The following is a 13,114-nucleotide window of genomic DNA, read 5'->3' on the forward strand; positions in this document are numbered from 1 at the left end:
CGGCCCGGGCGGGCCGCCTGAATCGCGTGCTTAAAGTCCTTTACGCGGGGAGCGGTTGATCAGGAAGCTCAGCGCGTCTTCTATCGCCACATCCTGTTTATCTGTATCCCGTCGACCTTTGTATTCCAGTGTTCCGGCGCTCAAGCCCCGGTCAGAAACCACAAAGCGGTGTGGAATACCGATCAGTTCCATATCGGCAAACTTCACACCCGGGCGCTCGTTCCGGTCATCCAGCAATACATCAAAACCAGCCTGGCGCAGCTGCTCGTAAAGCTTATCGCCGGCTTCGGCCACGGTCGGCGACTTGTGGGCATTCAGGGTCACAATCGCGACCTCGAACGGTGCGATAGCGTCCGGCCAGATAATGCCCTTGTCGTCATGATTCTGCTCGATGGACGCGGCGACAATCCGCGAAACGCCGATGCCATAGCAGCCCATCTGCATCACGATGCTCTTGCCGTGTTCATCGAGAACGGTGGCGTTCATGGCCTGGCTGTACTTGTCGCCCAGTTTGAAAATGTGCCCAACTTCGATGCCGCGACGGATTTCAAGGGTGCCCTGACCATCCGGGCTCGGATCGCCTTCAACCACGTTGCGAAGGTCCTCGACGCGTCCCAGGTCTGCGTCACGATCCCAGTTCACGCCGGTCAGGTGGTGGCCTTCTTTGTTGGCACCACATACAAAGTCCGCCAGGTGAGCGGCACTGCGGTCGACGATCACCGGGACGTTCAGGTTCACGGGGCCAATGGAACCCGGCTTGCAGCCGGTGGCTTGCTCGATTTCCTCGTCGGTGGCCATGGTCAGCGGTTCCGCGACGCCTTCCAGCTTTTCCGCCTTGATTTCGTTGAGGGTGTGGTCGCCACGCAGGATAAGCGCCACCAGACCTGACTGGCCGTTCTCATCTTCTTCACCTTTGACCAGCAACGTTTTTACGGTGCGGGTGGTGTCCACGCCCAGGAATTGGGAGACAGATTCGATGGTGCGCTGGTCCGGGGTGGCGATTTCCTGGAGTTCTTCAGAAGGTGCGGCACGTTCGCCGGCCGGTGCGACCGCTTCTGCTTTTTCGATGTTAGCGGCGTAGCTGCTTTCGGTGCTGAACACGATGTCGTCTTCGCCGGAGGAAGCCAGTACGTGGAACTCGTGGGACGCACTGCCGCCAATGGCGCCGGAATCGGCCTGAACCGGGCGATAATCGAGCCCCAGACGGTCGAAGATGGCGCAGTAAGTCCGGTGCATGACGTCGTAGGTTTCGCCCAGAGACTCTGCGTTCAGGTGGAAGGAATAGGCGTCCTTCATCACAAATTCCCGGGCCCGCATCACGCCAAAGCGAGGGCGGCGCTCATCCCGGAACTTGGTTTGAATCTGGTAAAAATTAGCCGGCAGTTCCTTGTAGCTTTTCAGTTCATGGCGGACCAGGTCGGTGATGACTTCCTCGTGGGTCGGGCCAAAACAGAAGTCCCGTCCGTGACGATCATTCAGTCTCAGAAGTTCACCGCCGTACTGGTCCCAGCGGCCGGATTCTTCCCAGAGCTCGGCCGGCTGAACCGCTGGCATCAGGACTTCCTGGGCACCGCTCTTGTCCATTTCTTCCCGAACAATCCGCTCAACCTTGCGGAGGGTGCGCAGGCCCATGGGAAGCCATGTGTACAAGCCGGCCGCAAGCTTGCGGATCATCCCGGCACGCAGCATAAGCTGGTGACTGATAACCTCGGCGTCTGCCGGAGTTTCTTTCTGGGTTGCAATCAGATAACGGCTTGCTCGCATGGTGTTTTCCGTGTGATCAAATCAAGAGTTATTGGATTCGTGGACAGGCAGAAATGGGCAGCTGGCCCATGCCTGAATATCATGTGGCCGATATTGTACGGACGCTCTGTGCCAAGGTACAGACGGGAAGGATGGAATCTCTCAACCGGTTGATCGGGCCGATAGCTGGTCAGGAAAGATAGCCGAGGGGCAGGGCGGTACTGTCGATCACCCGTCGTAATACAAAGCTCGAATGGACGCCGCTGACGCCGGGGATGCGGGTAATCCTGTTCAACAGGAAATGATGGTAGTGATCCATATCCGGCACCACGACTTTCAGCATGTAGTCCGCATCCTGCCCGGTGATCAGATAGCACTCCTGAACTTCGGGGTACTCGGACACCTGTTCCTCAAACGCTGCGAAGCGTTCCGGTGTGTGCCGGTCCATGCCGATCAGAATGATCGCTGTGAGCGACAGCCCGAGTTTTTTATGGTCCAGCACGGTTACTGTACGCAACAGAATGCCTGCTTCCTGCAGTGCTCTGACGCGCCTCAGGCACGGCGACGGGGAAAGGCCGATTTTTTCAGCCAGTTCCTGATTGGTAAGCGCACCATTTTGCTGGAGCTGCTCCAGAATCCGGCGATCGGTTTTGTCGATTTTCACCAGGGTTTCAGACTTGATTGACATAAAATAGCGATGTATTTATTTGGGTTGAAAGAATATGTCAAAAAGTAGAGTTAAAAGCGCTAAATAGCAATCAAATTCTGACGATCTGAGGTTAAGCTAGGTACATCGACACCATTCAGCCCTGGCTAATGCAAGGATTTACTCAAATGTCTTTTGATCATCGTAAATACGCACCGTTTAAACCCATTGGTAAAACCGACCGCCGGTGGCCCGATAAGGTCATTGAGAAGGCTCCGATGTGGTGTGCAGTTGATCTACGAGACGGCAACCAGGCGCTGGTCAAGCCCATGAACGTGCAGCAGAAGCAGCGCATGTTCGATTTGCTGGTGAAGCTGGGCTTCAAGGAGATTGAAATTGGCTTTCCCTCGGCCAGCCAGCCGGACTTCGATTTCTGCCGTAAGTTGATCGACGAAAACCGGATTCCGGATGACGTCAAGATTCAGGTGTTGACTCAGGCCCGGCCGGAGTTGATCGCGCGGACTTATGAAGCACTGAAAGGCGCAAAGCAAGCCGTTGTTCATGTCTACAACTCGACATCAACGGTTCAGCGGGAACAGGTGTTCGGGCTGGATCGGGCGGGCATTCGCGATATCGCCGTTAATGGTGCCCGTGTGGTGAAGGAGTTCGCCGGCAAATACCCGGAAACCGAGTGGACCTTCCAGTATTCGCCGGAGAGTTTCACCGGTACCGAGCTGGATTTTGCGGCCGAGGTGGTGGATGCGGTCACCGAGGTGTGGCGCCCGGATCTGGGGCAGCCTGTCATTATTAACCTGCCTGCTACCGTTGAGATGGCAACGCCGAACGTGTTCGCCGATCAGATCGAATGGATCTGCGATAACATCCAGCGCCGTGAATATCTGAGCATCAGCGTGCACACCCACAACGATCGTGGTTGCGGTGTGGCAGCTGCAGAGCTGGCGGTGATGGCCGGTGCCGACCGTGTGGAAGGCACGTTGATGGGGAACGGTGAGCGCACGGGCAATATGGATCTGGTCACCATGGCCATGAACCTGTATTCCCAGGGCGTTGACCCCAAGCTGGATCTGGCCTGTATGGCTGAAATCACGGAAGTGGTCGAGGCCTGTACCGAGATTGCCACGCATCCGCGTCATCCCTACGCCGGGGAGCTGGTGTTCACCGCGTTTTCCGGCAGCCATCAGGATGCCATTCGCAAGTGCCTGTCCCGTCGTCAGTCGGATGACACCTGGAACGTGGCCTATTTGCCGATCGATCCGTTCGATGTGGGGCGCCGGTACGAGGAAGTGGTCCGCATCAACAGTCAGTCTGGCAAGGGTGGTGTGGCCTACGTGCTGGAACGGGACTACGACATCAGCCTGCCCCGCTGGTTGCAGATTGAGTTTAGCAAGGTGGTTCAGCGTGAAGCCGAAACCAATGGTGGCGAGATTGATTCGCTGACCATTCATCGCCTGTTTGAATCACGGTATCTGAATGTACCGGCAGGCTGGACTTTGTCATCTTACGACCTGCGCCGGGATGACTCCGGGGTGAAAGCCGAGATCTCCGTGGGCAGCCGGGAAAATGCCATGCCTCTGGTCGGGCAGGGACTGGGTGCGGTCGAAGCGGTTTCGGATGCCCTGGAGCGTCAGTTCGATCTGTCGATCGCCGTCGAAGCTTACGATGAGTTTGCGCTGGGCGAAGGCACCAAGGCCAACGCCATGGCGTGCATTCGGGTGACGGTGAACGACCAGCATTGCAGCGCTGCGGCTCTGGCGGAAGACACCACATCGGCTACGTTGCAGGCGCTGTTGTCTGCAGTTGCCCAAGTGGTGGGAGAGCGTCATGGAACTCGGCAGGAGGATCCGGTGGCCCTTGGCGCCTGAGATACGCGCACAAAAATTGAGCATAAAAAAGCCGGCAGAAATGCCGGCTTTTTAGATTTCCAATGCCCGTGAGGGGCAGTGGACGGGTAAGGCAAGCTTACACCGGGGTCACGTTCTCAGCCTGGGGGCCTTTCGGTCCCTGGGTGATCGTGAACTGCACCTGCTGACCTTCGGCCAGGGAGCGGAAACCGGATGAGTTGATTGCACTGTAGTGAACGAATACGTCACTGCCACCGTCCTGAGCGATAAAGCCAAAGCCCTTGGAGTCGTTGAACCACTTTACGTGGCCTGTTTTTGTATCGGACATGATCTTTCCTGTATTTTTCAATCTTTCCCTCACGGGGACCTTCTATTCCATTCGGAATGCGTGCTGGGAAAATCACGGAGTACTGAGAAAGGGATAACGAAAAGCGCTTCGGCAGGACGTCAAATCACATTCACAAAATACCGCTGCATTTTCACAGCAAATTTCAGTATAGACCGACTTAATTGGGCGTCAACGCATTTTCACTCCTTTTGTCATTAAATTTCGCTATTTAAAACAAATGTTTGTGCAATGTGTGTCGATAAAGTATCCATATCCTTTCAGGTCGCTGGCTGACAGGTTAATGGTCACTAATTAGCCAAGTTGTTCTTTGATTTCCGTCAGAATGGCCGGGTCGTCAATGGTGCTTGGTACCGTGTATTCCTCGCCGTCGGCAATCTGGCGGATAACCCGCCTCAAAATCTTGCCGGATCGGGTCTTGGGCAGGCGTTCAACGACCAGGGCCCGGCGGAAACAGGCTATGGCACCGATCTTTTCCCGCACCATTTCGACAAGTTCATCTTCAAGTTCGTCGTGATTGATGGTGGCGCTGTCCTTGATCAGCACCAGGCCAATCGGAATTTGTCCCTTGAGTTCATCCTGAGCACCCACAACGCAGCATTCGGCAACTGCCGGATGGGAGGCCAGTACCTCTTCCATTTCGCCCGTCGACAGCCGATGGCCAGCCACGTTGATGACGTCGTCCGTGCGGCCCATGATAAATACATACCCCTCTTCATCGATAAAACCGCCATCACCAGAGGTGTAGTAGCCGGGTGCGGGGTTCAGATAGCTTTGCTGGAAGCGCTGGTCGTCGCCCCAGACCGTTAGCAGGCATCCTGGAGGAAGAGGGAGCTTGACCACAACCTGACCCTGAGTGCCAGATGGGCACTGATGGCCGCGGGTATCCAGAATCTGCACATTGAATCCCGGGGAGGGAACCGTGGCCGATCCGGGCTTGGTTTTCATCATTTCGATGCCCACCGGATTGCAGCAGATGGCCCAGCCGGTTTCGGTTTGCCACCAGTGGTCCAGTACCGGCAGATTGGTGTGTTCCTTTAGCCAGTCATAGGTCGGCGGGTCCAGCCTTTCGCCGGCAAGGAAAACGCGCTTCAGTGAGCTGATGTTGTAACGGGCCAGCTGGTCGGCTTCCGGGTCTTCCTTTCGGATGGCGCGGAATGCCGTCGGTGCTGTGAACAGCAGGTTGACGCCGTGATCCTGGACCACTCGCCAGAAGGCGCCGGAGTCCGGGGTTTTTACCGGCTTGCCCTCGTATAGAATGGTTGTGCAACCGGCAAACAGGGGGCCGTACACAATGTAGCTGTGACCCACGACCCAGCCGACATCCGAGGCGGCCCAGTAGACATCACCGGGATTGGCGTCGTACACCAGCTTCATGCTGTAGGTCATGGCGACGGCGTGCCCGCCGTTGTCTCGGACAACGCCTTTGGGTTTGCCGGTAGTGCCAGAGGTATAAAGAATGTAAAGCGGATCCGTCGCCTTGACCGGTACCGGGTCAGCCGGTTGAGCTGATTCGGTGATTGCCTGCCAGTCGAAATCGCGATCGGAATTGAATTCGGCCTGGACCTCGGGGCGCTGGAAGATGATGCAGCACTCGGGCTTGTGCGTGGTCTGGTCAATGGCCCTGTCCACCAGAGGCTTGTAGGCGATGACTCGGTTGATTTCGATTCCGCACGAGGCCGTCAGCACCGCTTTGGGCTGGGCGTCATCGATCCGAACGGCCAGTTCGTGAGACGCGAAGCCACCGAATACCACCGAGTGAATGGCGCCAATCCTGGCGCATGCCAGCATGCCGATGACCGCTTCCGGGATCATGGGCATGTAAATAATGACCCGGTCGCCCTTGGTGATGCCCTGGTTCTTAAGGGCGCCGGCGAAGCGGGCGACGGCATCGGTCAGTTCGCGGTAGGTGTAGGAGCGCTTGGTGTTTGTGACGGGGGAGTCATAGATCAGTGCTGTCTGGTCGCCCCGACCGGCTTCGATATTGGCATCCAGGGCAATGTGTGATGAGTTGAGTTCACCGTCGGGAAACCAGACGCCGTGTCCGTTCTCCGTCGGTTGCCATATGGTTTTCGGCGGCTTGATCCAGTCGATTTGTTCAGCCTGTTCGCGCCAGAAGTCTTCCGGATGGTCGATAGACCGTCCGAACTCCGTGTAGTAGCCCATACATTCCACCTTCATTCAGACCGCGTTTATCTTTTCTTGTTGTTGTACAACCCTTGTACAGCTCCAACTCTAAGCGGTTTGAAATCATGGACTAGTAGACCATTGGCTTAGTCTTCCTGAGCGGTTGTTCCATTCTCCTGATCATCAATTCTGGTGACGGTGGCGGAAAAAGACCCCCTGGCTAGCCGGGTGGTTACCGTGTTGCCCGGGGACAGCACGGTTGTGTCGCGAAGAATGTGCCCGTCAGTATCTCGTGAGATTGAATATCCCCGCCCTAGGGTCGCCAGCGGGCTAACCACATGCAGTGTCTGAGCCGTGTGGTCAAGTTTGTTGCGATGTCGCTCCAGCTGCTGGCGCATGATGTTCATCAGACTGTTGGCAGCATACCCGAGCGCCTGTTCGCTGTTCGCCAGTTGCCGAACGGGTGACTGCATGGCCAGTCGCTGGTCCAGGTGCGTAATGCGAATCTTTTTCTGTTCGAGCCGTTGAAGAGCGGTTTTTGCCAGTCTCACTTCAAGCTCATCCAGGCGTTGTGCTTTTTCCTGCAGGGTTCGGCGTGGATCTCGCAGGCGGGCACCCAGGTGGCCAAGCTGGGTTTCGAGTCGCTTCAGGGTTCTTCGGGCAGCGTTGGCCAGCCGAAGCTCCTGCTCGCGTATCTGTCGCAGCCAGTGGCTCTGGTCCGGTGAAATTTTCTCTGCGGCTGCGGATGGTGTCGGGGCCCTGAGATCCGCGACAAAATCGGCGATGGTGACATCCACTTCGTGACCGACCGCGCTCACGGTCGGAATAGTGCAGTTGGCTATCGCCCGCGCCACGGCCTCTTCATTGAAGCACCACAGGTCTTCCAGTGATCCGCCTCCGCGCCCGACAATCAGCACATCGGCTTTGCCGTGGGCTTGCGCCCGCTCAATGGCGCGAACGATGTCTGATGTTGCTTCGTTTCCCTGAACCGCGGTCGGATACAGTGTGACAGGAATTGCCGGGCAGCGCCGCGCCAGCACAGTCAGGATGTCGTGGATCGCAGCGCCGGTGGGTGAGGTGACCACGCCGATATGTCGGGGCGGATCCGGAATGGGTTTCTTCCGGGCCGTGTCGAACAGGCCTTCGGCCTGTAGTTTGGCTTTCAGCTGCTCGAAGGCCTGTTGGAGTGCACCCAGTCCGGCAGGTTCGATGTGCTCTACTATGATCTGGAAATCCCCGCGATTTTCGTAAAGCGTCACTTTCCCCCGAATTCGAACCTGGTCGCCCTCCTTGGGGATGGTACGGATTCGCTGGTTGAATCCCCGGAACATGGCGCAGCGGATCTGGCACCGGGCATCTTTCAGGGAGAAGTACCAGTGTCCGGAGGAGGGGCGCGAGAACCCTGACAGTTCTCCTTCCACCCAGACCTGCATGAAGCTCGATTCCAGCAGGTGTCGAGCCTGGTGATTCAACTCACTCACACTGAGCGCACGGGGGCGTGGATCTCCAAGTGAGGGCATGTGGGCGCGCGGACCGGATTGATTCATAAGGAATAGCCGAGACGTATGTTTAAAAAAACTGTTATTTCAAAGGGATGGGGAGTTGATGCCCTTTGGGTGCGGTTTACTGGCCAGTTGAGCCACTTTATAATAGATCGATTACGGTTTTTGCTTTGCTGTTCCGCTCCTGGAGCAGCATTGAAATTTCCAAATTAGCATGTTCACAAGGCGGGTCCCAATGCTGCGAATTGCCGAAGAAGCCCTCACATTTGATGATGTTCTGCTGGTTCCTGGATACTCGGAAGTTCTTCCGCACGAAGTTGTCCTTCAGACGCAACTCACCCGGGATATTACCCTGAATATTCCCTTGCTTTCATCCGCCATGGATACGGTTACCGAAGCCGAGCTGGCGATTGCCATGGCTCAGGAAGGCGGCATCGGCATCATGCACAAGAATATGACTGTGGAGCAACAGGCTGCCGCGGTCCGTAAGGTCAAGAAATTCGAAAGCGGTGTGGTGAAAGACCCGATCACCGTTGCTCCGGACACAACCGTCCGCGAGCTGGTCGACATCACCATGGCCAACAACATTTCTGGCCTGCCTGTGGTGGATGGGCATGATCTGGTTGGTATCGTGACTGGTCGCGATATTCGCTTTGAAAGCCGGATGGATACCCTGGTTCGGGACATCATGACCCCGAAGGAGAAGCTCGTTACGGTCAAGGAGGGTGACAGCCTTGACCAGGTCAAGGAATTGCTGCATCGCCACCGCATCGAGAAAGTTCTGGTTGTGAACGATGCCTTCCAGTTGCGTGGCCTGATTACCGTAAAGGATATCCAGAAAGCCAAGGACTACCCGCTGGCGTGCAAGGACGATCAGGGGCGCCTGCGTGTTGGCGCGGCGGTCAGTACCGGTGGCGATACGGAAGCGCGAGTGTCTGCGCTGGCCGAAGCCGGTGTTGATGTGATCGTTGTGGATACCGCGCACGGGCATTCCCGTGGTGTGGTCGAGCGGGTTCGCTGGGTGAAGCAGAACTTTCCGGACGTACAGGTTATTGGTGGTAACATTGCGACCTCTCAGGCGGCTATCGCCCTGGCCGATGCCGGTGCAGACGCTGTGAAGGTGGGAATTGGTCCTGGCTCCATCTGCACCACGCGGATTGTGGCGGGCATCGGTGTGCCCCAGATTTCAGCCGTCTCCAATGTGGCTGCAGCTCTGAAAGAGCGCGGCGTTCCCGTGATTGCCGATGGTGGTATCCGATTCTCTGGCGATATTGCCAAGGCGATTGCGGCAGGTGCCCACAGTGTCATGATCGGTAGCCTGCTGGCAGGAACGGATGAGGCACCCGGTGAAGTGGAGCTTTTCCAGGGCCGGAGCTATAAGGCCTACCGTGGCATGGGCTCTCTTGGCGCAATGGGCCAGGGTTCCAGTGACCGCTACTTCCAGGATGCCAGTAAAGGCATAGAAAAACTGGTTCCGGAAGGCATTGAAGGCCGGGTTGCCTGCAAGGGGCCGATGCGCAACATCGTGCATCAGCTTGTCGGGGGGTTGCGTGCCTCCATGGGCTACACCGGCAGCGCGAACATGGAGGAAATGCGGACCAAGCCCGAGTTTGTTCGCATTACCAGCGCCGGCATGAGTGAGAGCCACGTTCACGATGTGACTATCACCAAGGAAGCGCCAAACTACCGTATTGGCTGATCAACGCTATATTTGAACGCGGCTCCCGGAGCCGCGTTGTTCATTCTGCACCCGAGGAATCCATGGCCCAGAACATTCACGACCACCGCATCCTGATTCTCGATTTTGGCTCCCAGTACACGCAACTGATTGCGCGCCGTGTCCGGGAAATCGGCGTTTATTGTGAAATCAAAGCGTTCGACATTACCGACGAAGAGTTGAACGAATTCAATCCAAAAGGGGTCATCCTGGCGGGTGGACCGGAGTCGGTCACCGAGCTTGGCGGTCCGCGTGCTCCCGAGGGTTTGTTTGACCGGAATATCCCTGTCCTCGGTATCTGCTACGGCATGCAGACTATGGCGGAACAGCTTGGCGGGCGTGTTGCGAGCTCTGAAAAGCGTGAGTTTGGCTATGCGCAGGTGAAAGTCCGCGCCGAGGGGCCGCTGCTTAAGGACATCAAGGATCATCTCGACGCCAATGGCACGTCGTTGCTGGATGTCTGGATGAGCCACGGTGACAAGGTTGTTGCCATGCCGGACGGCTTTGAACTGCTGGCATCTACTGAAAGCGCGCCGATCGCGGCGATGCAGGACGTTAGCCGACACCTTTACGGCGTTCAGTTCCACCCGGAGGTGACCCACACTCTGCAGGGTAAACGAATTCTCGAGCACTTCGCCCTGAACATCTGTCGTTGCGAAGCGCTGTGGACGCCGGCCAAGATTGTCGAGGATGCGGTTGAGAAGATTCGTGAGCAGGTAGGTTCCGACAAAGTGCTGCTTGGCCTGTCCGGTGGTGTGGATTCTTCGGTAACCGCCGCCCTGCTGCATAAGGCCATCGGTGATCAACTGACGTGTGTGTTCGTTGATAACGGCCTGTTGCGTCTGAACGAAGGCGAACAGGTGATGGACATGTTCTCCCGGAATATGGGGGTCAAGGTCATCAAGTCGGATTCCGAGGACCTGTTCCTGTCCAAGTTGAAGGGTGTGTCTGATCCCGAGGACAAGCGGAAGGTTATCGGTAACACCTTTATCGATGTGTTTGACGAAGAAGCGGCACGAATCACTGACGTGGACTGGCTCGCCCAGGGCACCATTTATCCTGACGTTATTGAATCCGCCGCCGCCAAAACCGGCAAGGCCCATGTGATCAAGTCGCATCACAATGTGGGTGGGTTGCCGGAGACCATGAAGCTCAAACTGGTCGAACCGCTTCGTGAACTGTTCAAGGACGAAGTGCGTAAGATTGGTCTGGAGCTCGGCTTGCCCTACGACATGGTATACCGCCACCCGTTCCCCGGGCCAGGCCTAGGTGTGCGGATTCTGGGCGAGGTTAAGAAGGAGTACGCCGATATTCTCCGTAGGGCCGATGCGATCTTCCTCGAAGAACTTCATCGTGCCGACCTCTACCACAAGACCAGTCAGGCATTCGCGGTCTTCTTGCCGGTGAAGTCTGTCGGTGTGGTAGGGGATGCCCGCCGCTATGAGTATGTAATCGCTCTTCGTGCGGTGGAGACCATCGATTTCATGACTGCCCGCTGGGCACACTTGCCTTATGAGTTGCTCGAGACCGTATCCAACCGGATCATCAATGAAATCACGGGTGTGTCTCGGGTCACCTACGACATTTCCTCCAAGCCGCCTGCGACCATTGAGTGGGAATGATCGGTCACAGATGACATCGTCATCGACTCCAAAAAACACTGATGAGCACTGGATGGAAAGGGCCCTTGAGCTGGCTGCCATGGCAGCCAGCAAAGGGGAGGTGCCCGTGGGTGCTGTTGTGGTTCTGGATGGGCGGGAGGTCGGCGCGGGATTCAATGCGCCGATTACCGGTTGCGACCCTACCGCCCATGCGGAGATCCGCGCGCTTCGGGATGCGGCTTCGCGAGTCGGGAATTATCGGCTTTCTGGTGCCACACTGTATGTAACACTGGAACCTTGCACCATGTGCGTTGGTGCGGTGGTTCACAGCCGTGTAAGCCGGCTGGTGTATGGTGCTATAGAACCCAAGGCGGGCGCGGTAGAATCCACCCGTCGCACGCTGGACGAGCCGCATCTCAATTGGAATGTGTCATCTGCAGGCGGTGTGCTGCAGGATCGATGTAGCCAGATGTTGAGCGATTTTTTTAGCGCACGGCGCAAGGAAATCCGACAGAGGCGCAAAGCAATCCCGGGTAAAGGAATCTCAGGGAAGGAGTAACACAGTTTATGAAAGTTCTCGTTACCGGCGGTGCCGGATATATCGGAAGCCATGTTGTTCGGCAATTGGCACAGGCAGGGCACGACATCGTTGTTTATGACAACTTGTCGACCGGTTACCGGTGGGCAGTGACAGCGGGCGAGCTCGTGGTCGGGGATCTGGCGGATGAAGCGGCCCTGAACGACCTTTTTGCGGTTCACAAGTTTGAAGCAGTGCTTCACTTTGCCGCGAACATCGTGGTGCCGGAATCGGTAGAAAATCCTCTCAAGTATTACAGTAACAATACGCGTAACACGCTGAACCTCCTTAAGGCCGTTGAGGCCTACCAGGTTCCGTACATGGTCTTTTCATCGACCGCAGCCGTTTACGGCATGCCGGCTGAGACCGTGCTGACCGAGGATCTGCCTCTGGCGCCCATCAATCCCTACGGTGCCTCCAAAATGATGAGTGAGCGGATGATTATGGATCTATCCGCTGCCTCCAGCCTGAACTATGTCATTCTGCGCTACTTCAATGTGGCCGGAGCCAATCCGGACGGGTTGCTGGGGCAGGCCACGCCGGAGGCCACTCACCTGATCAAGGTGGCCTGCGAGTGTGTCACGGGTCAGCGTGAGGGGATGAACATCTTCGGTACGGACTACGATACCCGGGACGGTACCTGCGTTCGTGATTATATCCACGTTGAGGATCTGGCCAAGGCGCACGTTATGGCGCTGGATTATATGGCCGCGGGTGGTGAGTCCCAGGTGCTGAACTGCGGCTATGGCCGCGGATTTACGGTGCGTGAAGTCATTGATGTGGTCAAGCAGGAATCCGAGGCGGATTTCCCGGTAACGGAAACAGGGCGCAGAGCGGGAGACCCGGCTGCGTTGATGGCCGACAATACGCGCATCACCGAGGTGCTGGGATGGTCGCCGGACTATGATGATCTCCAGATCATCGTGCGCACCGCCCTTAACTGGGAATCCATCTGGCAGAAGAAGAAAATAGCGCATTAAGAGCTGATGAACG

Annotated in this window: 10 protein-coding genes; 5 read left to right on the forward strand and 5 right to left on the reverse strand. The window is 56.8% G+C overall.

Annotated features, from left to right (window positions below; genetic code table 11):
• Positions 1 to 30: 30 nt before the first annotated feature.
• Together K8I84_RS03380 and K8I84_RS03385 are read right to left on the reverse strand one after the other, a co-directional pair.
• The gene (locus K8I84_RS03380; protein WP_223793302.1) at positions 31 to 1,764 is read right to left on the reverse strand and encodes a proline--tRNA ligase; all 1,734 of its coding nucleotides are present in this window, start codon (positions 1,762 to 1,764) and stop codon (positions 31 to 33) included.
• A gap of 169 nt (positions 1,765 to 1,933) precedes the next feature.
• On the reverse strand, positions 1,934 to 2,431 hold the full coding sequence (locus K8I84_RS03385) for an Lrp/AsnC family transcriptional regulator (protein ID WP_223793303.1): 498 nt from the start codon (positions 2,429 to 2,431) through the stop codon (positions 1,934 to 1,936).
• 146 nt (positions 2,432 to 2,577) lie between these two features.
• Here K8I84_RS03385 and leuA point away from each other — a divergent pair, with 146 nt between their 5' ends.
• Positions 2,578 to 4,272, forward strand: a complete 1,695-nt coding sequence (gene leuA, locus K8I84_RS03390; protein WP_223793304.1) for a 2-isopropylmalate synthase — start codon at positions 2,578 to 2,580, stop codon at positions 4,270 to 4,272.
• Between the two features lie 97 nt (positions 4,273 to 4,369).
• Here leuA and K8I84_RS03395 read toward each other — a convergent pair whose 3' ends face one another.
• From K8I84_RS03395 to xseA, 3 genes are all read right to left on the reverse strand, one after another.
• Entirely contained in the window at positions 4,370 to 4,579 is a 210-nt protein-coding gene (locus K8I84_RS03395) for a cold-shock protein (protein WP_223793305.1), read from the reverse strand.
• 312 nt (positions 4,580 to 4,891) lie between these two features.
• Positions 4,892 to 6,763 carry a propionyl-CoA synthetase gene (locus K8I84_RS03400; RefSeq protein WP_223793306.1) on the reverse strand — a complete coding sequence of 624 codons (1,872 nt, stop codon included), beginning with the start codon at positions 6,761 to 6,763 and terminating at the stop codon, positions 4,892 to 4,894.
• Between the two features lie 107 nt (positions 6,764 to 6,870).
• Positions 6,871 to 8,271, reverse strand: coding sequence for an exodeoxyribonuclease VII large subunit (gene xseA / locus K8I84_RS03405; protein WP_223793307.1), 1,401 nt, complete (start codon positions 8,269 to 8,271; stop codon positions 6,871 to 6,873).
• Between the two features lie 190 nt (positions 8,272 to 8,461).
• On the opposite strand from xseA, the gene guaB reads away from it, so the two are divergent.
• From guaB to galE, 4 genes are all read left to right on the forward strand, one after another.
• Positions 8,462 to 9,925, forward strand: coding sequence for an IMP dehydrogenase (gene guaB, locus K8I84_RS03410; RefSeq protein ID WP_223793308.1), 1,464 nt, complete (start codon positions 8,462 to 8,464; stop codon positions 9,923 to 9,925).
• Between the two features lie 62 nt (positions 9,926 to 9,987).
• The gene (gene guaA / locus K8I84_RS03415; protein WP_223793309.1) at positions 9,988 to 11,565 is read left to right on the forward strand and encodes a glutamine-hydrolyzing GMP synthase; all 1,578 of its coding nucleotides are present in this window, start codon (positions 9,988 to 9,990) and stop codon (positions 11,563 to 11,565) included.
• A 10-nt stretch (positions 11,566 to 11,575) separates the two neighbouring features.
• Positions 11,576 to 12,103, forward strand: a complete 528-nt coding sequence (gene tadA / locus K8I84_RS03420) for a tRNA adenosine(34) deaminase TadA (protein WP_223793310.1) — start codon at positions 11,576 to 11,578, stop codon at positions 12,101 to 12,103.
• 8 nt (positions 12,104 to 12,111) lie between these two features.
• Positions 12,112 to 13,101 (forward strand): UDP-glucose 4-epimerase GalE, encoded by a 990-nt coding sequence (galE, locus tag K8I84_RS03425; protein ID WP_223793311.1) that lies wholly within the window; start codon positions 12,112 to 12,114, stop codon positions 13,099 to 13,101.
• Positions 13,102 to 13,114 lie beyond the last annotated feature (13 nt).

The sequence above is a fragment of the Marinobacter sp. F4216 genome, from assembly GCF_019931195.1.
Classification (GTDB): domain Bacteria; phylum Pseudomonadota; class Gammaproteobacteria; order Pseudomonadales; family Oleiphilaceae; genus Marinobacter; species Marinobacter suaedae.